Raw genomic sequence first — 24,642 nt, forward strand, 5'->3', positions numbered from 1 at the left:
TACTCAATAACGGTAAAACTTTTATTAACTAATATGCTGTAAGAACTCTGGATTACGCGCTAGTAGTGATAGGTACAGCACAGGAATGACAAACAAACCGACTGCCCAATAACTGAGATTGACGTACAGCACCGCGCCGAGTAGCGCGCCAATCACAAAGCTGATAACCAATGCCGCGCTATGCCCCAATTTTTTGGCATTATCAGCGCTACGGTTGGCAATATAATCTGAAAGACCAATACTCAGTTGGGTCGTATTACCCGTCATTAATACCGTAGGACTCATATGTTTGATGACTGTTTTACTAGCCGTATTACGAATGGCAAGTGCCGTTAAGCCCAAACCACCAGTGATGGCGACGGTTATATCGCCTGCTTCAGTGAAAGGTTGAAAGGACAATCCTGCTATCATAAAGGCGCTCAAAAATAGTGCTTCTGCCAAAAATAAATGACTGAGTACTAACGTTTGCTTCCGGCTTTTATCAATGTATATTTTGGTAATAACCACCGTTATTATAAAAAGTGGCACCGATGCCAGCTTAATCCACAAGCCATCTTCACCTTTAACCAAACCGCTACCAGCCAGTACTAAGTTACCCGTGACATGAGCGGTAAAAAAGCCAAATAAAGTGATGAAGCCAATGGTATCAATCGCCCCACCAACTATCGTTAATAGGATAGGCGCTTGATAGCGTTGCCAAAAGCTTGGTGGCTCATCATGTACAGGAGCAGTATTATTATTAGTTACCGTTTTACTCACTAGTCTGTCCAGCAAATACTACAAACTCATCGACAAACCTTTGTAAGAATTTTTGGGTGCGCTCGCTAACTTCACCCGCATCATCTAAGCTGTCAGTAGCATTCCCTAAATATACCTCAGGGCTGATCATCATTTGTGCCGATAGCATTTGCATGCTTTTACGTACATCTAGACCACTATCTCTAGCACCATAAGTACTAGGGGAGGCGGTTACTACGGCTACTCTTTTGGCTGTCCAGACGTTTTCTTTATAAGGACGAGAGCCGATATCGATGACGTTTTTTAGGGCAGCAGGCATGGTTCGATTATGCTCTGGCGTGACAATTAGTACGGCATCAGCGCCTTTCAGCTGCTGACGCACACGCTCATAGCTATCGATAGTCGTATCATCATAATCTTGATTATAAAGCGGTAAGTCTGCGATATAGACTTCTTTTATAGACACGCTTTCAAGCATCTGCGACACCATATATTCTGCAAATTTACGATTGATAGATTCTTTTCGCAAACTACCAATAATTAAGGCGATGTTTAGGGATGCGCTCATAGCGGCTCCTTGATTATGATGATAAGACGATATTTTCTAAGCCATTTACTTTACTATATTCTGCGATGATTACTGTTATCAATGGAATAAGCACCTGCTCCATGAGCAAATATCATCAAGAAACCACCCGCCATCGCAATGTTTTTCATGAAAGGGTTCGTCTGTGATTCATCTATCCAGAATTGATGGAAAAGCAGCGCTGATATAATATTGAATCCAACGAGTAAAATAGCAACGAAACGCGCTTTAAAACCAAAGAGAATAGCGAGGCCGCCGAAAAGTTCAACCGCGATAACCAGCGGCAATAACATTCCAGGCACACCCATTGATTCCATATAACCCTGAGTGGCCGCGTAGCCGGTAATTTTAGTAAAGCCTGAAAAAATAAAAATCATTGATAAAAATAGGCGACCAATTGGGGCGCTAAGCGCTTGTAATTTGTCCATAAGTATTCTCCAATAATAGTTTGGTTTTTTTAAATTTTATTTGATTATGCGACGGTCTTATTGTATTCGTTGCTTATGCATAGATAAACCGTGATAATTGCAAATGTAAGTTCTTATTTGTAGAACAATTAAGGAGTGGTTTACATGGGACAGTTAGAAGATATGGCAATGTTTGTGCGTGTTGTCGAAGCAGGCAGTATTACCAAAGCCGCAGAACAACTGAACATCGCAAAATCTGCGGTAAGCCGGCGTTTAAAAGAGTTAGAGACGCGCTTGGGCAGTCAACTGATTAGCCGAACCACGCGTCAATCAAACTTAACCCAAGCTGGTGAACAGTATTATCAAAAGGTGCACCATATACTCAGTGAAGTGGATGCGCTGAATGAAGAAACGAGTGGTACTCCGACACGTATCGAAGGGACATTAAAGATGACAGCACCATTGTCCTTTGGTTTGATGCATTTAAACGATGTTATTGATGAATACGCCAATCAGCATCCTGAGTTAAAGTTTGAGCTGGATTTTTCCGATCGGCATACTGATTTGATTGAGGAAGGGTTTGAGTTAGCGATTCGTATTAGAGAGTTGCAAGATTCCAGTTATCAAGCCAAACGTCTGGCACTGATTCGTTATGCGTTATGCGCCAGTCCCGAATATTTAGAGAGGATGGGTACGCCAAAGACTTTTGACGATCTGTCAGAACATGAGTTTCTACAATATGGTATGAGCAAATCTAGCACGATAGAACTGATAGATGAGCAAGGTAAGAAGCATCAAGTCGCCGTAAACGGTAAAATCAAAGCCAATAATGGGGACTTTTTGCGGGAGATGGCAGTCAAAGGTCATGGTATTGCTTTTCTGCCAACTTTTATTACATATCAAGCCTTAATCAGCGGTGAGCTTGTGCCTATCCTCCAGCAGTATCAATTGCCCACTTTAAACGCTTATGCGGTCTATCCTAAAAAACGATTCTTATCGCAGCGTTGTCGTTATTTGATTGACTTTATTGCCGAGCGTTTTGGTGATAATCCGTACTGGGATAACTTTTGATAAGCATTTACGGCTCAACACTTAACGGACAAGCTTAAATGATCACTATACCTGCCATTAATACAATAAGCGCCCGCGATCCCAATGAACCAAATCGACCCTCAACTACGCTAGAGTTATTATTTGATCTAGTCTATGTCATTGCCGTTTCAGCAGCCGCAAGCGGGCTACATCATCGTTTGCTTGAGCGTGACTTTTTAGGGTTTTTGACCTTTATCATAGCCTTCTTTATTTTATGGAATGCTTGGACGAGCTTCACATGGTTTGCTTCCGGCTACGATCCTGATGATTGGTACTATCGTCTCTCAGTATTGCTGCAAATGTTTGGCTCATTAATGATTGCAGCCAACATCAATCAGTTTTTTGAGCAAGGGCTAACATGGATAGGAGTCACTGGTTACGCGATCATGCGATTGGCCAGCTGTAGCCAGTGGTGGCGTGTCTATCGCCAAGTAGAAGGTCACAAAAGGGTGGCTGGTCGCAGTATTATTGGCTTATTAATGCTACAAAGTGTTTGGATACTTTGGTTGTTTCTACCTGCTTCGGTACAAACGCCTGCGTTGTTTTTATTTATAGCCGCTGAATTACTGATGCCAATATGGGCGCGTGCCGCACAGAACATAAATTGGCATCCTCATCACATGGCTGAACGTTATGGTCTCTTGACCATTATTGTTTTAGGCGAAGGCGTGCTAGGGGTCAGTAACAGCATTCGAACCTTTTTAGTCAATTCCGAGTCTGCTGCTAGCGCTATTATATTATTAGGTTCAAGCCTCGTGGCATTGGTTTTTGCCTTATGGTGGCTTTATTTTACTATCCCGTTTGGTACTATTTTGGACAAAGAGCGTCGCCGTTATGATTTATTCTTATTCGGCTATGGGCACTTTTTTGTTTTCGCTACGCTTGCAGCGTTAGGCAGCGCGCTTAATTTAGTGACCGATGCTTGGGCAGATACTCTGAATGGTGCGGTCACCCAGCCTTATGCTATGGGATTATTGATGATGATGCTATTTGGCTTTTTAGTGACTCTAACTTTACTTCGAGCCTTGATGTGCCGCAGATCAAGTCACAATATGACGGCTATTATTCTGGCCACCTTTATTATTTTGCTGAGCTATATCACAGTAGCGCAAGGGCTATCGATTACTTATGGTATTTGGCTAAGCCTGCTCGCGCCTATAATAATGACGTGGTACTTTCATCAAGACAATAAGCAATGGGAAGTGCTAAACATAGCTTAAATATAATAATTTACAGCAAAATTTAACATTCACAATTTTAGTTTGCTATACCATAATTTTTTTTATCATTTGCTTTTTCACCAAATATTTTTATCAACAAGGACTATTATGAAAAAATTACTTGCTACGGCTCCATTAATGTTATTTTTAGCGGCTTGTGCTACTAATGCTCCTGTGACTGGCAACCATCAAACCAGTACTATGATGTGTGAAGATGGTGGACAAGTACTAGCCGCATACTCATCTAATGGTCAAGTTGCCAATCTAAATGTGACGTTGCCTAAAGTTGGTGTCAATAATAAAAAACTGACCTTGAATCAAGCGGTTTCAGGTTCTGGCGCTCGTTATAATAACACTACTGACCCTAAGATGAGCTATGATTGGCACACCAAAGCAGATTACGGTGTCATGAGCGTAAGCATGGCAAACGGTCAGAAATATAGTGTCAACTGTAAAGTATAAGTATTGATATTAATGCTATCTAATTAAAAGGTCTCACTACTGTGAATACAGGAGTGAAACCTTTTTGATTATACAATCTTGCTGTTTAGATAATTCCTTATTTAGGGACTTAGTCTTTAGAGTGTTGGCATGCATATTTTGGGTTGTTAAGATATACCCCAAGGGAACCACCTATTTCACCCTTCAAACCTATTAACAGACCACTTATAACAGACTAGTATAATGGAACCACTTATATTAGACCCTGTTTGATAATTCATAAATAGCCATTACTCACACTAATGTTAACCAATACTGCGTGATAAATATCGCTAAGGCACCGACTTATGCAAGCGGTCTATTAATAAGCGATTTGTCTGCCATCTCATTTGCCATGCTCAATGCTTGATACAAACTGGTGGCACTAGCTCCGACTCGCCCTGCTAAATCAAGCGCAGTCCCATGATCAACCGAGGTACGGATATACGGCAAACCTAAAGTAAGATTGACGGTATCACCAAAACCATGTGATTTCAGCACCGGCAACCCTTGGTCATGATACATCGCAATCACCGCATCACAGTTGGCTAGATGTCTGGGTGTAAATAACGTATCCGCTGGCATTGCCTCTGATATATCGACGCCTGCTTTGATAAACTCATGCAATACGGGATTGATAATATCAATCTCCTCGACGCCTAAATGCCCGCCCTCGCCTGCATGTGGATTCAGACCACAGACTAAAATACGTGGCTGCGTTAAGCCAAACTTCTCTCGCATATCATCGACGACAATTTGTACCGTTTGGCGTACATTGTCAGACGTGATTGCAGCAGGGATATCTTTTAGCGGTAAATGCGTGGTAACAAGCGCCACTTTCATGGCTTGATTGGCGAGCATCATAACCACTTTATCACAGCCACTTTGCTGCATAAAAAACTCTGTATGACCACTAAACATCGTGCCATCTAATAGCTTAATATCAGCTTCTATCAATGCAGACTTTTGCAATGGTCCAGTGACGATAGCCGCCACTATCTTGTTGGTTGCCAACTGATGGGCAATGTCTAACTGCTTAGCGACCATTGCCGAATTGTGCGTGTTAATTTGTCCGCAGACAACTGGCTCAGCACAAGATATATTAAGCAGAACAAAAGAACTATCCACGTCCGTATCTGGCTGCAACATCTGCTCTACAACGTTAAAATTAAAGTCATCGGCATCGATATCAATAGTTTGCCAGATGGGAAGGTTTTTCAATACATCAGCTGTAACCAACTCATCTGCACGCTTTGTCATAGCGGTGCTATCAGCGGTGACCCAAATTGGGCGTTCAAAATCTTGCAATTTACCCTCAGCCGCTAATAGCAGCACGATATCCATCCCAATACCAGCAGGCTCACCAGTTGTGATTAATAATGGCAATTTTTTTTGTATATCTTGCATCGTAACTACGCCTTTATATTTATATTGAGTCGTGAATTTTATTGTATTTTTTATGGGAAAAATAAGCACTGACACTTATATTGTATAGATGATTTTTTACTTATTACAACCGTCATCTAGAATAGATAGTTGTCTATCGGTGCCGAAAAAAAGCCTATTATGTGTTAAACTTTCGCTTTTCATTATAGCATTTACCAGTCAACACCGAGATCAGGTTTTGGTACTTCAATTATAGTGGCACATGGCGTTTTATTTGCTGTATCAGCACCCAATAAAACCCTGATGTCACATACCCATTTATACCCTCTTTTATATCGACTTTTGACACATTAGGCAATCATGGCAGACAACGAAAAAACCGACGACTTACTCAATCAGACACCGCCGCACAATATCGACATTGAAAAAGCATTGCTCGCGTCCTTAATGAGTATCGAAGAGGCGTACGACAAGATTGCTGATATCGTTACCAAAGATGATTTTTATGCAGGGCGACATCAGTATATTTTTGATGCTATTGCTCATTTAGCGGCAGTCAACGAACCCTATGATACGGTCATGGTACACGACTGGCTTGAAGCACAAAAACTCCTTAAAAGTGCAGGCGGCGATAGCTACTTGGCAGATATTTTGAGCCAAAGCCCTGCGACCTTGTTTAACCTGACCGCCTATGCTCAGCGCGTCCGTGAACTATCTACTCTACGCCAACTGATTACGACTGGCAATGAGATGCTCACGCTCGCCTATAACCCTAAAGACCAGACCGTCAGTGATATTTTAGACAGTGTTGAAGGTAAGATATTTAGCATCAATGAGCAGCATAATAAACGCGCTGAACAGCGTGGACCTGTGGGTATTACTGCTGTTTTGACCAACGTTATTGATAAGATTCAAGAGCTAAAATCCAATCCCGATGGCATGATTGGTTTGCAGACGCCGTTTGCTGAGTTGAATAATAAAACCCAAGGCTTGCAGGCAGGTGACTTAATCATCGTGGCTGCGCGCCCTTCTATGGGTAAAACCACCTTTGCAATGAACTTGGCAGAAGGGATTTTATTTAACGAAGATCTGCCTGTTGTGGTGTTTTCGATGGAGATGCCTGCTGAGTCTATCGTCATGCGTTTGCTGTCCTCATGGGGCGCGATTAATCAGACGCATCTGCGTTCTGGACAAATGAATGAAGATGAATGGGCAAAAATGATGAACGCCATTCAGCACTTGCAATCTAAACATCTCTATATTGATGATAGTACTGCTTTGCCACCCTCTGAGATGCGTTCACGCTGCCGCCGTATCGCCAAAAACCATGACGGCAAGCTTGGCGCCATCGTCGTCGATTATCTGCAGTTGATGAAAGTGCCAAACCTAGATGGCAACCGTGTTGGAGAAATCTCTGAGATTTCACGGAGTCTTAAGGCGCTAGCACGTGAGCTTGAATGCCCTGTTATCGCTTTGTCGCAGCTTAACCGCAGTCTAGAAAACCGCCCTAACAAGCGCCCTATCATGTCGGATTTGCGGGAATCGGGTGCGATTGAGCAGGATGCCGATTTGATTATGTTCATCTATCGTGATGAGGTTTATAATGAGAATACAGACCACAAAGGCGTGGCTGAAATCATTATTGGTAAGCAGCGTAACGGCCCTATCGGTACCATACGTTTGGGCTTTGAAGGGCAATTTACCCGCTTTATTAACCTAACGCCAGAATACTATCAAAACGTCAGTTTCGAGAACGACGAATGATTAATCTTATAAAACTGAAGCCTAATAAAGCTAAACCTGATAAAAACTGAAGCTTAATCATAAGCGAACAAATAGTTTTTAATAAAATAGCCAGTGCTGCATTAGCCCAATTGATGCAGTACTGGCTTTATAACTTCATAATTCTACTTATAAAGAAGCCAATTATGCGTACTATCACAATCAAACCACAAGCCATTACTCACAACTTAAACCAAGTTAAGAAAATGGCGCCACGCTCGAAAGTTCTGGCCATGGTGAAATCCAACGCTTACGGACACGGAGTAGCAGCAGTATTGCCTGCATTGCAACAAGCAGATGGTATTGGAGTAGCCACCTTAACTGAAGCACTAGAAGCGCGACAGTTAGGCTGGGACAAAACCATTGGTTTGATTGAAGGGGCATTTACCACTGATGAGTGGCAGCAAGCCATTGAGCATGATATTAGCTGCGTGATTCATCATGCACCGCAATTGCAGTGGGCACTCGACAATATCCCACCAGCCAATAGTGCGACCAGAGTGGTTTGGCTTAAATATAATACTGGTATGAACCGTCTAGGCTTCAACGCTGAAGGTATTATGGCAGCGGCTAAGCGCCTGCATGAAGCGGGATATCAGCTGATACTAGCCACGCATTTTGCTAATGCCGATGACAGCACTCATCCATTAAATGCGATGCAGATACAGCGTTTTTCAGATGTATTAAGCACTTTGCAAGAGACTGTTAGCAACGATATCAAAGGCTCATTATGCAATTCAGCTGGTATCGTTAATTTTCCAGAGCATCATTATGATTGGGTACGTCCCGGCATTATTTTATATGGTAGCGCCCCTGTCATTGATAAAAGCGCGCATGAGTTAGACTTACAGCCAGCGATGGATTTCAGCGCACAAATTATCGCCCTGCAAACAGTGCAGGCGGACAATGCTATTGGCTATGGCAGTCGTTGGACAGCGCAAAAAGACACTAAAACAGCGCTGGTGAGTGTCGGCTACGGTGATGGTTACCCTCGTGTCATCAGCGATGAAGCCTATGTCACTGTGATTGATACTGCCAACGATCAAAGCTACCGATGCGCAGTCATTGGACGCGTGGCAATGGATATGACTGTCATTGATGTCAGTACCGCGCCAGAAGACATTGCGTTAGACAGCAAAGTAATACTGTGGGGCGATGCCCCGCACGTCGATGAAGTCGCCGCACATGCAGGTACGATTAGCTATGAGCTACTATGCCGCCTAAGCATTCGCCCAAATCGCATACAAGTATAATTATACTGACCTCATCACTATTCATGTAATGTCTGTTTGCCAGACTTATAAATCACGGCAAATTGGACATTTACATTAAGCCTAATTGCGCTATACTAAAAGTTTGTTGTCACCCCAGTATACGCACTGACGCGATGCTATTAAAGACTGATGACGTTTCACTGACTGCGATCGACTGCTAGGATTACTATGAGTTTGCGCCATTTTTTGACCTTATCTGATTTAACCAAACAAGAACTAGAAAACCTTATAAAACGCGCCAGCGAATTGCGCAAGATGCAACACGCAGGCGAGATATATCAGCCGTTTGTTGGTCGTACGCTTGGCATGATATTTGAAAAATCCTCAACCCGTACGCGCATCTCATTTGAGACAGGTATGGGTCAGTTTGGTGGTAGTGCTATCTTTTTGTCGCCAAATGATACCCAGCTTGGGCGTGGTGAGCCGCTAGAAGACTCCGCTCGTGTCATATCGAGCATGGTCGATATCATCATGATTCGTACCTTTGGTCACGAAAAAGTTGAGACCTTTGCTGAATACTCAAGTGTGCCTATCATCAATGCTTTAACTGACGAATTTCATCCTTGCCAGCTACTGGCTGATATGCAAACCTATTATGAGCACCGTGGAAGTATCGAAGATAAAATCGTTACTTGGGTCGGTGATGGCAATAATATGTGCGCCTCCTATATGCAAGCAGCCCATCAGTTTGGTTTTGAGCTACGTGTAGCAGCCCCTTATGGTTTCGAGCCTGACCCTGAGCTGATGAAACGCTTCTCGCATTGCGTCAGTATTGTCGAAAACGTACAAGAAGCCGCGAAAGATTCAAACTTAATTGTCACCGATGTATGGGCAAGCATGGGACAAGAGTCTGAACAAAACACTCGTGCGCGCCGTTTTGCCGCTTATCAAGTAACGCCATCGCTATTGGATAAAGCCGATCCTGAAGTGGTATTTATGCACTGTCTGCCCGCGCATCGTGGTGAGGAGATCTCTCATGATATGCTTGACGATCCACGCTCAGTGGTATGGGATGAAGCAGAGAACCGCTTACATGCACAAAAAGCCTTGATGGAATTTTTGTTAAAAGACAAAATAAAACTTTAAACAATGTAGCCATAATCTATTTATGGAAGAGTAAGTACGAAAAAGGCAGACCACATTTAGTGTGATCTGCCTTTTTATTTTATGATGAACGATAAGCCACTGCTTAACCAATTTTTAACGAGTAAGCATTTTTTAACGAATAAGTGTCGTCACACCATTACTACCTGCTTTCAGCAATACATCAGCTTGATTGGCCGCAAAAATACCATTACACACCACACCCACGATATTATTCAGCGCTTTCTCAAGCTCTATTGGATTACTCACATCCAAATCATAAGTATCTAAGATAACATTACCATAATCAGTCACAAAATCTTCGCGGTAAACTGGCTCACCGCCCATACGGGCTAATTGCCGTGCGACATAAGAACGTGCTTGCGGCAGCACCTCAATAGGAACAGGGAACTCACGTCCAAGTATCTCGACGCTTTTGCTCTCATCAACCATGCATATAAATTTATTAGAAGCCGCTGCTACGATTTTTTCACGAGTGAGCGCGCCGCCGCCGCCTTTTATCAATTGCAAATGCTCATTGACCTCATCTGCCCCATCGATATAAATATCAAGCGTACCAGCAAAGTTCAAATCCACTATCTCAATACCAAGGGCACGAAGTTTGTCTTCAGTGACCTGTGAGCTAGCCACCGCACCAGCAAGCTTTACAGTTGGCAATAATTCAATCAAACAGTTGACCGTACTGCCTGTGCCTACTCCAAGTATCATGTCATCTTCGATATAACTTAGAGCCGCTTTGGCTGCGGCTTGCTTTTGTGCTTGCTGATCACTCATCATAAATCCTTGGCAAAATAAACGTATCGCTTTAAAAAAAGTAAATGGTAAAAAGGTAAAATGCGCCGCCATTATACCCGATGAGTTTAATGAATGTCAGCGTAATAGCCACGCTAATCGCAAGACATTCACTCAAATTTTAAAATGTAGATAGATAAGGCAACCAAACAACCAAAGCCAGTAACGTGACCAATAGTACGGGCGGGGTAATAAGCAGTCCAATTTTCATATACTGCCCCCAACTGATTTTATAGTCTTTTTCTGCCAATACATGGAGCCACAATAAAGTCGCAAGGCTACCGATAGGTGTGAATTTCGGCCCCAAATCATTACCAATCACGTTAGCATAAATCATGAGCTCTCGAGTGGCATCAGGTACTTGCGCACTATCAATCGCCAATGCACCTACTAAAGTAGACGGCATATTATTCATGACAGAGGCTACAATAGCAGAGAGGAATCCAGTTCCTACTGTTGCGATGATCGTACCCTGCTGCCCTAGCCAATTCAAAACTTGAGCACCATAGGCAGTCAATCCTGCATTACCTAAACCATAAACCACCAAGTACATACCGATGGAAAATAATACGATTTGCCAAGGCGCTTGACGCAGGATATCAGATACAGAAACAACGGCATCACGACCCCCTTGCCACCAGCGACCTGCGATAGCCATTAACAGTAACGCCGCCACTCCTGTCACCAAGGAGATAGCAATGCCCAATGACTCAGTCGTAAAGTAGGCAATAAGTAGCAACGCAAGCAGTGGAAAGGCCGCTTTAAAAACCAGCGGATCTTCAATCGCAGACTCGGGTGCACTCAAATCAGCAATGGAGTAGTGTTTTGGAATGTGCCGCGCATAGACCACCCATAATACGGCGAGCGTCGCCAATACAGAAACAATATTGACCGGTATCATCACTGCTGCATAACGACCAAATCCAATGTCAAAATAATTGGCACTAACAATATTGACCAGATTAGAAGTGACTAACGGCAGACTTGCCGTATCAGCAATGAAGCCAGTCGCAATGATAAATGCCAAAGCGGATGGTGGTGAAAATTTAAGTCGCAGCAAGATAGCGATGACAATCGGGGTCAATAGCAATGCTGCCCCATCATTGGCAAACAATGCCGAGATAAACGCGCCTAAAATCACAATCATAGGAAACAGCAAACGTCCTTGCCCATTGCCAAGCCTAGCCACATGCAATGCTGCCCAGCCAAAAAATCCTGCTTTATCTAAGATAAGCGAGATAATGATAAGCGCCACAAAGGTAAAAGTCGCATCCCAAACGATGTCCCACACAATGCCAATATCGGAGAGCTTTACCACGCCAAAAGCTAAGGCTATCAACGCACCGCCCATTGCACTCCAGCCAATACCCAGTCCTTTGGGCTGCCATATCACTAAAACCAAAGTCACGATAAATATCATCAATGCGATCATTGAGTAACCTTTTTAGGCTTAATTATTATAAGAACAATTATGTAAGAGCAATTATTAGAAAATGAATGATGAGAGGATACATTAGAGTGATTTTTGGTTGACGCGCTGCGACAGCTCCACTGCGCTTTCTACTCGTTCAGAGTAACGGTCAGTCAGATAGGCTGAGCGTCCACGAGTCAGCCAAGTGAATTTCACCAACTCCTCACAAACATCCACGAGACGCAAATATAAAGGAGACTTATCCATACGATCATCGTCGTTAAATTCCAAAAAGGCTTTAGGAATAGAGGACTGATTGGGTATGGTAATCATCCGCATCCAACGCCCAAGAATGCGCAATTGGTTGACCGTATTGAAGCTTTGGCTGCCACCGCTGACTTGCATCACTGCCAAAGTTTTGCCTTGGGTTGGACGCACACCGCCTAATGACAATGGAATCCGGTCAATTTGTGCTTTCATAATACTGGTCATACTGACATGACGTTCTGGGCTCACCCACAGCATACCTTCTGACCACTGCGCCAGCTCTCGTAACTCTTGCACTTTTGGATGATCTGCATCAGCAGCATCAGGCAATGGTAAACCCGTCGGATCAAAGGTTCGAACCTCACAACCATACCAACGCAATAGACGGCTCGCTTCTTCACTGGCCAGTTTAGAGAATGAGCGCTCACGTAAAGAGCCATATAGCACCAGTATCTTTGGCGCATGGCGCGGGTCATTTGCACCAATTAAAGACTCAATATCGATAGGCTGTATACTGTCTGCATCAATGTTGGGCAAATCACCCAAATCGATCACATCTAAATCTGCTGTTTTATTTGCCATGATAAATCACTTCCCCATCTTCTTTAGTGAAGCTGCTCACGGGATTCTCTAACAACTCAAATACGCGCTCAGACGGTCGGCATAATGCTGCACCTTTATTGGTGACCACGATAGGGCGATTGATTAAAATGGGATGGGCAATCATCGCATCAATGATTTGATCGTCAGACAGTTCAGGATTGTCTAATCCTAACTCATCATTGACAGGCTCTTTGCTTCGTAACAGCTCTCTTGGTGAAATTTGCATTTTTGCCAATAGCTCAATTAAATAATCACGGCTTGGTGGGGTTTTAAGATATTCAATCACTTCTGGATTTTCGCCTGATGCTTTCATGATGGCCAATGTATTGCGAGAAGTACCGCATTTTGGATTGTGAAAAATTAGTGATGTCATAGTAATTTTACCTATATTTATGAATATGCTTAGGGTATGTCCTCAACCTGAACGAAATTAACTAAGTGAGCTAAAAATGAGGACACGCCCTAGTATTAAAGAGATTTATTGAACCCGTTATGGGCTTACTGATGGTTTGAAAGACTGTCTGCATCAGCAGGTTTAGCACGCTCACATCCGCTCAAACTGTCCATCAGAGACGCACACAATTCTGGATGTCCCGCACAACAATCTTGTAGTAAAAACTGAATAACCTGATCCATATGTGATAGTGATGCACGGTAAATTATCTGCCGACTGTGCCGTTGAGACACCACCCACCCTGCCCGTGCCAACACGGATAGATGAGCTGACATCGTGTTATGAGGCACAGACAGTTTGCGAGCTATTTCACCTGCTGGCAGACCAACGGGCTCTTGGCTGACAAGCAACCTAAAAGCTTTTAGACGAGTATCTTGAGAGAGCGCAGCAAAGCTTGCGATAGCATTTATTATTTCCATATGTCCAATAATACAGACATATGGAAATAATTCAATATTTTATTTAAAAAATATTGAGATAAAACCAACCCTATCTTTCATCAAAACTTAAAATCGCTGCAAAAACTGCAATAGGGTCTTGCAAGACCGTTAAAATCAGCATAGGCTAATCTATTTAATTTTTCTATTCATCCACACTTTTTATTAGGGAACATTATGCTGTCACATTGGGTACGAGCCATCTTGCAAGCCACCGTCTATGACGTGGCAATTCAAACACCACTTGAAGCGGCGCCCAAGCTGACCCAACGTTTTGCTAATGACATTCGTTTTAAACGCGAAGACTTGCAACCGGTCAAATCCTTTAAATTGCGTGGTGCCTATAATCGAATTAGTCAGTTAAGTGATGAGCAAAAAGTACGCGGCGTCATTTGCGCCTCAGCAGGTAATCATGCCCAAGGGGTTGCTTATTCTGCCCGTAAACTTGCCCTAAACAATATCATCGTGATGCCAACCACTACACCTGACATTAAAGTAGATGCAGTAAAGGCGCTTGGCGGCAATGTCGATTTGTATGGTGATAGCTTCGATGAAGCCAACCGTTATGCAATCAATCGCGCTGAAACAGAAGGTCTGACCTTTATTCCACCTTACGATGATGAATTGGTGATTGCCGGACAAGGTACCATTGGTCTTGAGCTAACTCAGCAATGGCGCAATATGGATTATGTGTTCGTTGCGGTTGGCGGTGGTGGTCTCATCTCAGGTGTCGCGGCATTTTTGGGCGAAGTTGCGCCGCATGTCAAAGTGATTGCGGTGGAAGCAGAGCAATCAGCTTCTCTTAAAGCGGCGCTTGAAGCCAATGAGCGCGTTAAGCTTGAGCAAGTTGGACTGTTCGTCGATGGCGTGGCAGTTGCTCAAATCGGCGAATTGCCATTTGAAATTGTCCGCATGCAAAAGAGTGATAAATCAGGTCCTTTAGTCGAGCCTGAAGTCGTGACTTGTACCAATGACGAAGTATGCGCGGCGGTTAAAGACATCTTTGAAGAAAATCGCAGTATCGTTGAGCCTGCGGGCGCGTTACCCGTTGCTGGTATGAAAAAATATATCGAAGCCCATAATCTACAAGGCAAAAACTGCGTCGGTATTATTTGCGGTGCCAATATGAACTTTGACCGCTTACGCTATATCGCTGAGCGTACTGAGATTGGTGAGAAAAAAGAAGCCATCTTTGGTGTGACGATTCCTGAGCAGACAGGCGCTTTCTTAAATTTCTGCCGTAGCTTACATGGACGCAATATTACTGAGTTTAATTATCGCGCCGATAGTAAAAAATCACCTGACTCTATGGAACCTGCATCAATATTTGTCGGTATCGCACTAAAAGAAGGCGACAAAGAGCGTAAAACCATTCGCACCCAATTGGCAGCTGATGGCTATACAGCTCATGATTTGACCGATGATGATATTGCCAAATCACATATCCGCCATTTGATTGGTGGTCATGCGCATGTTACAAACGAGCAATTATTAAGTGTGGTTTTCCCTGAACGTCCAGGGGCATTGCTGAAGTTTTTAGAAAAACTGGGTGATGACTTTAATATCACTTTGTTTCATTATCGCAATCATGGTGCCGCCGAAGGTCGCGTATTGGTCGGTTTGCAAGCGTCTGAGAGTAACTCTCGTCAATTACAAGACGCGTTACTCGATATCGGCTATGACTGCACCATGCTCAATGACAATATTGGTTATCAATTATTTTTGAAATAAAAATAAACTATCAATCCATCAATGGCTGTTTGTTAATCACCAAAAAGCCGCCATTGATGAATGAATAATGATTATGTATTGGTAGCTTTCATTAATTCATAGCGACCATGACTAGGTAATAAACCGTGACTCAAAAGATATTGATCTTTGTATTATTACTGGTTTTAGCACTTTTGGGTTATAAGATGCTGCAACCTAAAAACACGACCAGTAACCCTATCGCTGACGTTGCGACTGATACTCCAGTTGACGCCGCTTTTACCTCAACTGATCTGGATGATATACCGCCAACGTACGTCGACTCAGATGCAACGTCAACATCAGTCTCGGCAGTAAAACCAGTACTCACGTCGTCAGCATCAGCATCAAGCTTTACCTGTGATGGCAGAAAACATTGCTCTCAGATGACGTCATGCGCAGAAGCCACTTACTTTGTACAACACTGCCCGAATACCAAAATGGATGGTAATAATGACGGTATCCCATGTGAGCAGCAGTGGTGTCGCTGATTTTATATCAAATATAAACTGAGAACAGCATGCATACTCCTGCTATTTTTGCCGAAGAAAACCTAGAAAACATCATTGGGTTTATCGCAGCCAACCCCTTAGCGACCTTGGTTGCTCAAACCAAAGATGGCATCGAAGCCTGCCATATACCGCTCTTCTGGCATAATGATAACTTTATGCCTGATGCTAGTGTTGGTGTTAACTCTAATGCTCAACACGGCTATCTTTACGGTCATTTTGGTCGTAAAAACCCTATTTATCAGAACACCTTACCAGATACTGCGTGGTTAATTATTTTTCAAGATTCTGGACATTATATTAGCCCCAACTGGTATCCTAGCAAAGCGAAAACCCATAAAGAAGTGCCCACTTGGAACTATCAAAGTGTCCATATTCAATCCAAAATTGAGCTGCTTGAAGACACCGATACGCTGAAATGGATATTAGCAACCATGACTGCACGGCAAGAGGTGCTATCCGACCATCCTTGGTCATTAGATGAGGCACCTGCTACTTATATCGATGCTATGTGCCGAGGGATTATTGGCTTTAAGCTGCCCATCAATTCTATACAAGCCCAATTTAAATTAAGCCAAAATAAAACCGTAGAAAATATCTCAGGTGTGATTAATGGTTTAGCGCAGTTAAAGACAAATGATGCGGCAGAAATGGCGATGAAAGTTGCCAATCAGAATAATGGCTAAGACGAGACTTTCTCTCTTTACCATAAAAATCTATTTTTAAACATTTTGATAGCGCAAGGCTCTTTCAATTTGCAAAAAAAGCACCATTAATATTATCTTACTTTATGGATATCGATGAGGTTTTGATGAGTAAACACAACAAAAACCACAATCAGCCTAGCCATAGCCAACCTGATGTCGTGCGTATGCGTCTCGATAAGTGGTTGTGGGCAGCACGATTTTATCGCACTCGCAACCTTGCTAAAGAAGCCATCGAAAGCGGACGGGTACATTATGCGGGTAGCCGCGTAAAGACCAGTAAAGAGATTATGATTGGCGATGAACTACAGATTCGTCAAGGCTCAGCCAGTGCCATGACTGAAAAGACCGTCGTCGTTGAAGCACTAACGGCGCAACGTGGTAATGCGCTCGCCGCTGAAGTCTTGTATTCAGAGACTGAAGAAAGCGAAGAGCGCCGCGCTTATCATGCTGAGCAGCGCAAACTTGCCAATCTTGCACGGCCTGATAATAAACCCAACAAAAAAGAGCGCCGTGACCTTCAACGCTTTAAGCACAAAAAAGAATAAGCTGGTCAAAGCACGACCTTAGATTATAAATAATATTATCGAAAATTCGTGAACAGATGACCGTATTGTTTAGCTTCTACTCTTGCCATTCAAGGCATTAACCGTTACGCTGACAGCCGATTCACTTAATTAATTGCATGCTAATAAAAGCCGCACTAACATGCCGGTCTCTTATAGCATGTTTTTTTGTTATACAAGGTCATATTATGCTGATGAAAACCTGTACTCCGTCTTCTGTATTATTGGTTTGTTTGGGAAATATTTGCCGATCACCAACGGCTGAAGAAGTCTTTCGTCAGCAAGCAGCAATTGCTGGATTGTCAATCAAAGTAGATTCAGCAGGAACGAGTGACTCGCATATCGGTCATGCGCCCGACACTCGCTCGCAACGCCATGCAAAAGCGCATGGTTATAAAATCAATAAACTGGTCGCCCGCCAAGTCAGTGCCGATGACTTTCGTAATTTCGATTTAATTCTAGCGATGGATACACAGAATTTAGCTGATTTACAAGCCATCAAAGACAGCTTGATAGAGACAGAAGACAATTTGGCCAAGTTGGCTTTATTTAGTGAGGAAGATCCTACTTATGGCGGCGACGATGTGCCAGATCCTTATAAAGGCGATGGTGATGACTTTGAAGAGGTGATCGAGCGTATTGAGTCAAGCGCACAAGCGTGGATTGAAAGCTGGAAAGCTTGCTAACGATAAAGCTAACTTTCTGCCACCTTTGTGTCTTTCATCCTTTATAATAAACACTGTGTAATCCATTATCTATCTGCCACATGGGCTATGTTATGACCTCAGTTTCACGCTTGGATTCTAGTACTCAATTTGCCATGACCACTGATTTGCCAGCGAGCTTATTGACCCGTAAACTAGTCGATTTGTCACATGGTAATACCATGGCCTTAGCCTGTGTCGCGGATACTGTCGTGACACTGACGGCTGAAGCACAGCTTGACGATTTTATGGCAAATTATAAAAAAGACATAGCGCAAAATAAGCCATTATTTGTGTTGTCTGGCGGTAGTAATGTGTTATTACCAGCGCATCTGAATGCTATCGTATTGCAGCCCCAAATGCGCGGTATCAGCCTAACCGCTCAGACAGATAGCCACGTCGATATCGCAGTAATGGCAGGCGAAAACTGGCATGACTTGGTGGTATATACGGTCAGTCAAGGTTGGTATGGGCTAGAAAATCTGGCACTAATCCCAGGGCTAACTGGTGCGGCACCCGTACAAAATATCGGTGCTTATGGTGTCCAACTAGAAGACTGCTTACAGTATGTACGAGCCTATCATTTACCCACTCAAACTTGGCATCATCTCACACCCGCCGACTGCGAGTTTGGCTATCGTGACAGCATTTTTAAACGTGCACCTAATACCTGGTTAATCAGCTGTGTTGGATTCAGATTACATACCGATGCAACCAAAATTTTAGCCAGCTATGGTGATGTGCAAACCGTTGCGCAACGATATGCCGAGCAAGACGATCGTACGCAGCCAGTGCCTGCGGATATCATGCAAGCGATTATCGATATTCGCCAACAAAAACTCCCTAATCCCAAGCAACTGCCAAATTGTGGTAGCTTTTTTCAAAACCCCATTATTCCTCAATCGCACTTTATTGCTTTACAATCGACCTACCCTACTATCGTCGGCTACGCTATGCCTGATGCCATGGTAAAGGTTGCGGCAGGCTGGTTGATTGAACAGACAGGCTTGAAAGGTGGTGGTATTGCACCGATTGTCACCCATCAGCAGCAAGCCTTGGTGCTGACCAATCATGCCCCTTATCATGCCACTCAAAACAATGTAGCAGATGCCCAACGACATATCGTCAATACGGTTTATGAAAAATTTGCGATTCAGTTAGCGCGTGAGCCAGTTTGGGTAAATACTGACGGCTCTATTGGGTATGATGAGCATGTGGTCTAAGCGGCTATTATCTAAGCGACTATGGCGTTATTACTTGCGTTCAGCTGAGCGTATGATAAAGCTATTTCGTATTATTAATATTACCTTTTTACTTGGTTCAACGACTGTTATTTTAGTACTCATCAGCCTATTCACGCCGCTGTTCTCCCAAGCGATTGTTTATCTATTTACGCTTTTGCCATTGCCCAGCCTACCCTCTGCTGCCTTGAGTTCACCGCCTACCGCTTATGTGGTGTTAGGCGGCGGACTAACCAATGATCATGACAATCAGATTATTCTTAATAGCTACAGCCTCAACCGTGCCCGTACCGCTGCCAGCGCTTATCACGACTTACCCCTACCTATTGTACTAAGCGGTGCTGAAGCGCCGTGGCTCGGTCAATGGCTCATTGAGCATGGTATTGATGGGCTGATAAGCGAAAATGCCAGTATGAATACCTGCGAAAATGCGCGTTTTACCGCCAAACGTATTCCACTGCGTCATGTGTATCTCATTACTGACAGCTACCATATGGCACGTGCTCGTAGACAGTTTGCCTTAAACGGTATCAATAGCACACCACTTAGCGCCCCTTTACCAGTGAGCCGTGACTGGATGAGACCTGCGCAAAACTTAAGTCATTCTCGACGCGCTGTTTATGAGGTTGCTGCTTATTTACGCGATGTGATACGTCCTCAAATGAATTGTCGTCATGCCAACGACGTGACTTCACAGCAGCTGTTAACCCCTAGAGGTAACGCAGCAAAAAAACCTGACGAATAAAGTTAAATACAAGCAGGTAGCCAGTTCAATATCTTTTGAGCACTCACCCTAATCACTACCGGTCATCCACTATACTTGTGATGAGTGTATAATAACAAAAGAAAATGCTATTTAAGAGAGTTACCATGCTCAGTATATTTTTGTTAATTCCATTAAGTCTCATGCTATTTGTGGTTGCCATTTGGGCAGTACGCTATGCGGTCAAATCAAACCAGTTTGAAGATTTGGACAATGCATCACAGCGCATCATATTGGATGATCGCCAAGAGCGACGGCAAACCATACAGGCTCATGATTACTCAGCGCCTATTTCGCAGAATGACGATACCACAGTGACTGATATAGTCGCTGATGATAAGGTGATCCATCCTGATATAGAGTCAATTGATCATGCTGACCTTGATAAACAGCCAAAAATCTAGCATTGAGCTACCTTATCTATAGTAGAAGCTATTGAAAGTGTGAATATATGGCAACCGAGCGCAAATCGTACGACTTAGTACATTGAACGAGGTGGATGCCATAACCACTTATCAAGGCTTGGACTATCTGCGTAACCTACTGTTAAGTGTTGGTTAAATGCCGATTGTATACGTAGGTTTGCTTTTCATTTTTTAGGAGAATCGCCCCATGACCACCGCTTTACTTATTGCGGCACTACTGATGGGATTTTTTGGTTCACCGCATTGCTTAGGCATGTGTGGCGGTCTGGTAACAGCATTTGGGCTATCGATGAAAGACGTCAGCCCTACCAAGCGCCGTGCTCTTGTGGCAACTTACCATTTAGGTCGTTTGACCAGTTACGCATTTTTGGGTTTGATGGCAGGACTGATTGGCACCACTGTACTAGAACCCTTAATGAAAGGTAATAGTACGCCACGTATCTTGCTAGGCTTGGTGTTAGTATTCGTCGGCGTGACCATGCTTGGCGCACCATTTTTAAAAAATCTTGAGCGTTTTGGTATGCGATTTTGGCAATATCTCAGCCCACTTCGTCAAAAAGTATTTCCACTCAATACCTTTCCGCGAGCATTAACGGCTGGACTGCTTTGGGGATTTTTGCCTTGCGGATTGGTTTATGGTGCATTATTACTTGCAGTGGTCGCTCACAATCCACTAAGCGGTGCTGCACTCATGTTTGTGTTTGGCTTAGGAACCGTACCGATGCTAGTCGCCACGCACGAAACCGTTGGTTGGTTACGTGACAAGATTGGACGTTTTCGCTTGAGACAGCTTAATGGCGCTGTCATGGTATTATCTGGCTTAGCCGTTGTGTTTGTCCCTATAGCAATGTCTAGCATGCATGGGGGGCATGATATGTCCAATATGCAAGGCGATCATATGCAAATGAGCGATTCACAAATGATGGATATGCCGATGGATACAAATATGGATCACAGCAGCCATAATATGATGCCAACTGATAACAACACAACTCCCCAAAGTATGGATCATAGTATGCATGATATGAGTGATGGCGCGATCAACACGAACCACGATGAACATTCTGAAATGATGGAACAAGCTCAATAGAATCATCGACAATAGATATTGTTAAAATATAAAATCATTTAACATCAAAATCTGCCATATAAAAAAGCCCTTAACATCAATCATGACGTTGAGGGCTTTTATGATTCCAACAGCTATACACTATAGTAGAACTGACGGCTTATAAATCACTATTCTTGCCACTGCTCAAGGGTAAACTTAGTATCTAAGTGCTTCTCTAGCGCGGGTATATTAAAAGCATCATCTTCACTCACAAAACTAATGCTGATGCCTGTCTGTCCAGCACGACCCGTACGACCAATACGATGCACGTAATCATCTGGCTGATCAGGCAAAGTATAATTAACCACGTGGCTAACATCATCGACATGGATACCGCGTCCTGCGACATCAGTTGCCACCAAGATAGAAGCATGACCATCTTTAAAACGCTGTAAATACTTTTCGCGTTTTTGTTGAATGACATCGCCTGACAACATCACAATTTTATGTGCTTGACGCAGCTTATGATAGAGACGCTTGACTTGGTCTTTACGATTGGCAAAGACAATCACTTTATCCACTGCCGTATCACTGATGATACGCTGCAACGCTTCTAATTTTTGATCTTCTGTCAGTAAGTAAAAGTGCTGATCGACCAACTCACTGGTTTTATGTTCTGGCTCGATTTCAACAAACTGCGGCTCATGCAACCAGCGATAGGCTAGATTCATCACATCTTGGTTAAAGGTGGCAGAAAACAGTAAGCTTTGACGGTCTGTATTGGCTGGCATCCGACCGACCAAACGCTTGATGTCAGGGATAAAACCCATATCCAGCATGCGATCTGCTTCATCTAACACCAGTACTTCCACTCGATCTAAATAGACCATGCCTTTATTGGCAAGATCAATCAAACGACCAGGTGTCGCTACTAAAATATCGACATATTGACGCTCAAGCTCATGCTGCTGAGTCTCATAATTGGTGCCACCCATAATACAAACACTGTGTAGCGAAGTATATTTGGTCAAAGCGATACAATCATCAAATATTTGCTGAGCAAGCTCGCGAGTGGGCGCCATGACCACTGCGCGCGGCTCACCCAAATAACGCTCTTCATCATTGGTAAAAGGACGTTTAAGTAAGGCTTCCATAATAGTCAATAGAAAGGTTGCCGTCTTGCCAGTACCCGTCTGCGCCTGTCCAATAGCATCTTGATTTGCCAAGGTATGCGGTAATATTTGTGCTTGTATGGGCGTCAATGCCGTAAAACCTAGATCGCTTACGGCACGTAAGGTCGGTGCTGAAAGTGGCAAATCAGTAAACGTGGTAAAATTACTCAAAAAAATATCCTTTTAAATTAATCACTTGTTCATTACTAACAATAAGTAGACTCATGATAAATAGGCTCATGATAACCCGTTATATTGCTGTCTAAATTAAGCAGCAACAATATGAAATCTATATATAGCTGACTGAGATACGGGCATAAAAAAAGCCAAGCCTAACGCCTAATCCCACCAAACATGCTGATTTTGACTCAACATGGGTAAGATAAAACGGGCTTGACTCAGTAGTATATCAGTAGTGTCTACAGACATTATAGCTAAACCGCTCTAATGACTGGATAGATTACTCTTCTACTTTTCTGACTTCTTCAGCTTGAAGACCTTTATCACCTTCTACCACACTGAATTCGACCTTTTCGCCATCTTTTAGAGAACGATAGCCATCACCTTGAATCGCGCGGAAATGGACAAAAATATCTTCTCCGCTGTCACGTTGAATGAAGCCAAAGCCTTTTGAGTCATTAAACCACTTAACGATACCTTGCTCACGAGCTGACATAATATTGCTTCCTAAAAAAGTCCGCTTAGCCCCAAATTCCTTTGCAACATTGCATATAAACGGGATCTAAGATGATGAAATCAAAAACTTAAGAGTACTATCCTCACTACTATTATCTACATATCGCACCTATAGCAAATAACGGTATGTACCAACACAGTGAGTATTTACAAACATAACGACTGTCTTACTGATTGCTCTACTTCGGCAGTAGCAACAAACTTGCAATAATTATTGCATAAAAAATATCATAGCACGGGTTTTTAGCAACATAAAGACTTTTAACATGATTTTTTGGCTTTAGCTTTATTTTTCATGTAATTTTTTTATAACCTCGCCATCAAGCTGTTATCATAAAGAAAAAGGTTTGATTAAACTGTGCAATTTTACGCTTATGCCATTTCATGCTTATATAGTATCTAAACCTTATAACAAATAATAAATCCTCAACCTCGTTTCATCGTTATAGAGACCATTATGACCTCTCCTTCTCAGTCTATACCAACCGTCACGCCTTCGAAGCAAAATGCCGATAAAACACTCACTCATAAGTTATTGCTGGTTAATGGGGTCAATTTGAATTTATTGGGTAAGCGCGAACCTGAGATTTATGGTCATACGACATTAGCAGATATCGAGGAACGTCTGATCGCACGCGCAGCTCAGCACGGTATTGAATTGATATGTATACAATCCAATCATGAAGGTAAACTGATAGATGACATCCAATATCATGGACTTTTAGCGGATACCGCCCTGCAAGTAGATGCCATTATCATTAACCCCGCCGCCTTTACTCATACCTCGGTTGCGTTACGTGATGCGCTCTTGGCCACACAAAAACCGTTTATAGAGGTACACTTATCCAATGTGCATGCGCGCGAGCCTTTTCGCCATCATTCTTATCTAAACGATGTCGCCGTCGGTGTTATTTGTGGTTTGGGGCATCTGGGTTATCAAATGGCATTGTCCTACTGGCTTGATAGCCTCTACTCTGTCACAATCAGCGATTAATGCTTAATGCTTAATCCTGATTACCGAAAATCATG

General features: G+C 43.1%; 26 protein-coding genes and 1 pseudogene. 16 read left to right on the forward strand and 11 right to left on the reverse strand.

Annotation, left to right across the window (positions count from 1 at the left end; translation table 11 throughout):
* Positions 1 to 24: 24 nt before the first annotated feature.
* Genes C8D84_RS03030 through C8D84_RS03040 form a run of 3 tightly spaced genes read right to left on the reverse strand, consistent with a single transcriptional unit; the run spans position 25 to position 1,752 of the window.
* Positions 25 to 759, reverse strand: a complete 735-nt coding sequence (locus C8D84_RS03030; protein ID WP_109589948.1) for a YoaK family protein — start codon at positions 757 to 759, stop codon at positions 25 to 27.
* Positions 752 to 1,306, reverse strand: coding sequence for an NADPH-dependent FMN reductase (locus tag C8D84_RS03035; RefSeq protein ID WP_109589950.1), 555 nt, complete (start codon positions 1,304 to 1,306; stop codon positions 752 to 754). The genes C8D84_RS03030 and C8D84_RS03035 overlap by 8 nt, the downstream gene beginning before the upstream one ends.
* 53 nt (positions 1,307 to 1,359) lie before the next feature.
* Entirely contained in the window at positions 1,360 to 1,752 is a 393-nt protein-coding gene (locus tag C8D84_RS03040; protein WP_109589952.1) for a DoxX family protein, read from the reverse strand.
* Positions 1,753 to 1,896: 144 nt separating this feature from the next.
* Between C8D84_RS03040 and C8D84_RS03045 the strand changes: the two genes are divergently transcribed.
* From C8D84_RS03045 to C8D84_RS03055, 3 genes are all read left to right on the forward strand, one after another.
* Positions 1,897 to 2,802, forward strand: a complete 906-nt coding sequence (locus C8D84_RS03045) for a LysR family transcriptional regulator (protein WP_109589954.1) — start codon at positions 1,897 to 1,899, stop codon at positions 2,800 to 2,802.
* A 38-nt stretch (positions 2,803 to 2,840) separates the two neighbouring features.
* Positions 2,841 to 4,043, forward strand: coding sequence for a low temperature requirement protein A (locus C8D84_RS03050; RefSeq protein WP_228244439.1), 1,203 nt, complete (start codon positions 2,841 to 2,843; stop codon positions 4,041 to 4,043).
* Positions 4,044 to 4,151: 108 nt separating this feature from the next.
* Complete coding sequence (locus C8D84_RS03055) at positions 4,152 to 4,505, forward strand: MliC family protein (protein ID WP_109589956.1); 354 nt, start codon at positions 4,152 to 4,154, stop codon at positions 4,503 to 4,505.
* 324 nt (positions 4,506 to 4,829) lie between these two features.
* On the opposite strand, the gene pdxA is transcribed toward C8D84_RS03055, so the two are convergent.
* Complete coding sequence (gene pdxA, locus C8D84_RS03060) at positions 4,830 to 5,921, reverse strand: 4-hydroxythreonine-4-phosphate dehydrogenase PdxA (protein ID WP_146192880.1); 1,092 nt, start codon at positions 5,919 to 5,921, stop codon at positions 4,830 to 4,832.
* Between the two features lie 348 nt (positions 5,922 to 6,269).
* Here pdxA and dnaB point away from each other — a divergent pair, with 348 nt between their 5' ends.
* From dnaB to argF, 3 genes are all read left to right on the forward strand, one after another.
* Positions 6,270 to 7,673 (forward strand): replicative DNA helicase, encoded by a 1,404-nt coding sequence (gene dnaB / locus C8D84_RS03065; RefSeq protein ID WP_055124901.1) that lies wholly within the window; start codon positions 6,270 to 6,272, stop codon positions 7,671 to 7,673.
* 164 nt (positions 7,674 to 7,837) lie between these two features.
* Positions 7,838 to 8,944 carry an alanine racemase gene (alr, locus tag C8D84_RS03070; RefSeq protein WP_109589960.1) on the forward strand — a complete coding sequence of 369 codons (1,107 nt, stop codon included), beginning with the start codon at positions 7,838 to 7,840 and terminating at the stop codon, positions 8,942 to 8,944.
* Between the two features lie 189 nt (positions 8,945 to 9,133).
* Entirely contained in the window at positions 9,134 to 10,051 is a 918-nt protein-coding gene (argF, locus tag C8D84_RS03075; RefSeq protein ID WP_109589962.1) for an ornithine carbamoyltransferase, read from the forward strand.
* A gap of 132 nt (positions 10,052 to 10,183) precedes the next feature.
* Here the strand turns inward: argF and rpiA are convergent, their stop codons facing one another.
* The 5 genes from rpiA to C8D84_RS03100 form a co-directional block, all read right to left on the reverse strand.
* Entirely contained in the window at positions 10,184 to 10,843 is a 660-nt protein-coding gene (rpiA, locus tag C8D84_RS03080) for a ribose-5-phosphate isomerase RpiA (protein WP_109589964.1), read from the reverse strand.
* Between the two features lie 139 nt (positions 10,844 to 10,982).
* Positions 10,983 to 12,293: an arsenic transporter gene (locus tag C8D84_RS03085; protein ID WP_109589966.1), complete on the reverse strand. Its 1,311-nt coding sequence runs from the start codon at positions 12,291 to 12,293 to the stop codon at positions 10,983 to 10,985.
* An 81-nt stretch (positions 12,294 to 12,374) separates the two neighbouring features.
* A complete protein-coding gene (arsH, locus tag C8D84_RS03090) occupies positions 12,375 to 13,121 on the reverse strand; it encodes an arsenical resistance protein ArsH (RefSeq protein ID WP_109589968.1) in 747 nt (248 codons plus the stop codon).
* Complete coding sequence (gene arsC, locus C8D84_RS03095) at positions 13,111 to 13,515, reverse strand: arsenate reductase (glutaredoxin) (RefSeq protein WP_109589970.1); 405 nt, start codon at positions 13,513 to 13,515, stop codon at positions 13,111 to 13,113. Before arsC ends, arsH begins: the two co-directional genes overlap by 11 nt.
* A 125-nt stretch (positions 13,516 to 13,640) precedes the next feature.
* The gene (locus C8D84_RS03100) at positions 13,641 to 14,015 is read right to left on the reverse strand and encodes an ArsR/SmtB family transcription factor (protein WP_109589972.1); all 375 of its coding nucleotides are present in this window, start codon (positions 14,013 to 14,015) and stop codon (positions 13,641 to 13,643) included.
* A gap of 195 nt (positions 14,016 to 14,210) precedes the next feature.
* Between C8D84_RS03100 and ilvA the strand changes: the two genes are divergently transcribed.
* The 9 genes and pseudogenes from ilvA (at position 14,211) to C8D84_RS03145 (ending at position 21,784) form a co-directional block, all read left to right on the forward strand.
* Positions 14,211 to 15,764 (forward strand): threonine ammonia-lyase, biosynthetic, encoded by a 1,554-nt coding sequence (gene ilvA / locus C8D84_RS03105; protein ID WP_109589974.1) that lies wholly within the window; start codon positions 14,211 to 14,213, stop codon positions 15,762 to 15,764.
* A gap of 350 nt (positions 15,765 to 16,114) precedes the next feature.
* Positions 16,115 to 16,273, forward strand: a pseudogene (locus C8D84_RS13830) (excalibur calcium-binding domain-containing protein); the annotation flags it as partial.
* Between the two features lie 29 nt (positions 16,274 to 16,302).
* Positions 16,303 to 16,977: an FMN-binding negative transcriptional regulator gene (locus tag C8D84_RS03115; RefSeq protein WP_109589976.1), complete on the forward strand. Its 675-nt coding sequence runs from the start codon at positions 16,303 to 16,305 to the stop codon at positions 16,975 to 16,977.
* Between the two features lie 125 nt (positions 16,978 to 17,102).
* Positions 17,103 to 17,543 (forward strand): RNA-binding S4 domain-containing protein, encoded by a 441-nt coding sequence (locus C8D84_RS03120; protein WP_109590087.1) that lies wholly within the window; start codon positions 17,103 to 17,105, stop codon positions 17,541 to 17,543.
* A 206-nt stretch (positions 17,544 to 17,749) separates the two neighbouring features.
* Positions 17,750 to 18,247, forward strand: coding sequence for a low molecular weight protein-tyrosine-phosphatase (locus tag C8D84_RS03125; protein WP_055124912.1), 498 nt, complete (start codon positions 17,750 to 17,752; stop codon positions 18,245 to 18,247).
* Positions 18,248 to 18,381: 134 nt separating this feature from the next.
* A complete protein-coding gene (murB, locus tag C8D84_RS03130; RefSeq protein ID WP_109590089.1) occupies positions 18,382 to 19,488 on the forward strand; it encodes a UDP-N-acetylmuramate dehydrogenase in 1,107 nt (368 codons plus the stop codon).
* Positions 19,478 to 20,251, forward strand: a complete 774-nt coding sequence (locus tag C8D84_RS03135) for a YdcF family protein (RefSeq protein WP_109589978.1) — start codon at positions 19,478 to 19,480, stop codon at positions 20,249 to 20,251. Before murB ends, C8D84_RS03135 begins: the two co-directional genes overlap by 11 nt.
* Positions 20,252 to 20,376: 125 nt before the next feature.
* The gene (ccoS, locus tag C8D84_RS03140; RefSeq protein WP_109589980.1) at positions 20,377 to 20,673 is read left to right on the forward strand and encodes a cbb3-type cytochrome oxidase assembly protein CcoS; all 297 of its coding nucleotides are present in this window, start codon (positions 20,377 to 20,379) and stop codon (positions 20,671 to 20,673) included.
* A 208-nt stretch (positions 20,674 to 20,881) separates the two neighbouring features.
* The gene (locus tag C8D84_RS03145) at positions 20,882 to 21,784 is read left to right on the forward strand and encodes a sulfite exporter TauE/SafE family protein (protein WP_109589982.1); all 903 of its coding nucleotides are present in this window, start codon (positions 20,882 to 20,884) and stop codon (positions 21,782 to 21,784) included.
* 149 nt (positions 21,785 to 21,933) lie between these two features.
* Here C8D84_RS03145 and C8D84_RS03150 read toward each other — a convergent pair whose 3' ends face one another.
* On the reverse strand, positions 21,934 to 23,088 hold the full coding sequence (locus C8D84_RS03150; RefSeq protein ID WP_045452864.1) for a DEAD/DEAH box helicase: 1,155 nt from the start codon (positions 23,086 to 23,088) through the stop codon (positions 21,934 to 21,936).
* Between the two features lie 289 nt (positions 23,089 to 23,377).
* Complete coding sequence (locus C8D84_RS03155; RefSeq protein WP_011513806.1) at positions 23,378 to 23,593, reverse strand: cold-shock protein; 216 nt, start codon at positions 23,591 to 23,593, stop codon at positions 23,378 to 23,380.
* Between the two features lie 477 nt (positions 23,594 to 24,070).
* Here C8D84_RS03155 and aroQ point away from each other — a divergent pair, with 477 nt between their 5' ends.
* Complete coding sequence (gene aroQ, locus C8D84_RS03160; protein ID WP_109589984.1) at positions 24,071 to 24,607, forward strand: type II 3-dehydroquinate dehydratase; 537 nt, start codon at positions 24,071 to 24,073, stop codon at positions 24,605 to 24,607.
* Positions 24,608 to 24,642: the final 35 nt, after the last annotated feature.

Origin of the sequence: Psychrobacter immobilis (genome assembly GCF_003148585.1) — a bacterium.
GTDB lineage: Bacteria > Pseudomonadota > Gammaproteobacteria > Pseudomonadales > Moraxellaceae > Psychrobacter > Psychrobacter immobilis.

What these genes read in the sequence shown, in the direction of transcription:
- alr (WP_109589960.1), top strand. Translation starts at nt 7,838, where the DNA reads ATGCGTACTATCACAATCAAACCACAAGCCATTACTCACAACTTAAAC.
- murB (WP_109590089.1), top strand. Translation starts at nt 18,382, where the DNA reads ATGACCACTGATTTGCCAGCGAGCTTATTGACCCGTAAACTAGTCGAT.
- ilvA (WP_109589974.1), top strand. Translation starts at nt 14,211, where the DNA reads ATGCTGTCACATTGGGTACGAGCCATCTTGCAAGCCACCGTCTATGAC.
- dnaB (WP_055124901.1), top strand. Translation starts at nt 6,270, where the DNA reads ATGGCAGACAACGAAAAAACCGACGACTTACTCAATCAGACACCGCCG.
- arsC (WP_109589970.1), bottom strand. Translation starts at nt 13,515, where the DNA reads ATGACATCACTAATTTTTCACAATCCAAAATGCGGTACTTCTCGCAAT.
- C8D84_RS03100 (WP_109589972.1), bottom strand. Translation starts at nt 14,015, where the DNA reads ATGGAAATAATAAATGCTATCGCAAGCTTTGCTGCGCTCTCTCAAGAT.
- C8D84_RS03040 (WP_109589952.1), bottom strand. Translation starts at nt 1,752, where the DNA reads ATGGACAAATTACAAGCGCTTAGCGCCCCAATTGGTCGCCTATTTTTA.
- C8D84_RS03145 (WP_109589982.1), top strand. Translation starts at nt 20,882, where the DNA reads ATGACCACCGCTTTACTTATTGCGGCACTACTGATGGGATTTTTTGGT.
- C8D84_RS03115 (WP_109589976.1), top strand. Translation starts at nt 16,303, where the DNA reads ATGCATACTCCTGCTATTTTTGCCGAAGAAAACCTAGAAAACATCATT.
- argF (WP_109589962.1), top strand. Translation starts at nt 9,134, where the DNA reads ATGAGTTTGCGCCATTTTTTGACCTTATCTGATTTAACCAAACAAGAA.
- C8D84_RS03050 (WP_228244439.1), top strand. Translation starts at nt 2,841, where the DNA reads ATGATCACTATACCTGCCATTAATACAATAAGCGCCCGCGATCCCAAT.
- C8D84_RS03120 (WP_109590087.1), top strand. Translation starts at nt 17,103, where the DNA reads ATGAGTAAACACAACAAAAACCACAATCAGCCTAGCCATAGCCAACCT.
- C8D84_RS03045 (WP_109589954.1), top strand. Translation starts at nt 1,897, where the DNA reads ATGGGACAGTTAGAAGATATGGCAATGTTTGTGCGTGTTGTCGAAGCA.
- C8D84_RS03155 (WP_011513806.1), bottom strand. Translation starts at nt 23,593, where the DNA reads ATGTCAGCTCGTGAGCAAGGTATCGTTAAGTGGTTTAATGACTCAAAA.
- ccoS (WP_109589980.1), top strand. Translation starts at nt 20,377, where the DNA reads ATGCTCAGTATATTTTTGTTAATTCCATTAAGTCTCATGCTATTTGTG.
- C8D84_RS03035 (WP_109589950.1), bottom strand. Translation starts at nt 1,306, where the DNA reads ATGAGCGCATCCCTAAACATCGCCTTAATTATTGGTAGTTTGCGAAAA.
- aroQ (WP_109589984.1), top strand. Translation starts at nt 24,071, where the DNA reads ATGACCTCTCCTTCTCAGTCTATACCAACCGTCACGCCTTCGAAGCAA.
- C8D84_RS03055 (WP_109589956.1), top strand. Translation starts at nt 4,152, where the DNA reads ATGAAAAAATTACTTGCTACGGCTCCATTAATGTTATTTTTAGCGGCT.
- C8D84_RS03125 (WP_055124912.1), top strand. Translation starts at nt 17,750, where the DNA reads ATGCTGATGAAAACCTGTACTCCGTCTTCTGTATTATTGGTTTGTTTG.
- rpiA (WP_109589964.1), bottom strand. Translation starts at nt 10,843, where the DNA reads ATGAGTGATCAGCAAGCACAAAAGCAAGCCGCAGCCAAAGCGGCTCTA.
- C8D84_RS03085 (WP_109589966.1), bottom strand. Translation starts at nt 12,293, where the DNA reads ATGATCGCATTGATGATATTTATCGTGACTTTGGTTTTAGTGATATGG.
- arsH (WP_109589968.1), bottom strand. Translation starts at nt 13,121, where the DNA reads ATGGCAAATAAAACAGCAGATTTAGATGTGATCGATTTGGGTGATTTG.
- C8D84_RS03135 (WP_109589978.1), top strand. Translation starts at nt 19,478, where the DNA reads ATGTGGTCTAAGCGGCTATTATCTAAGCGACTATGGCGTTATTACTTG.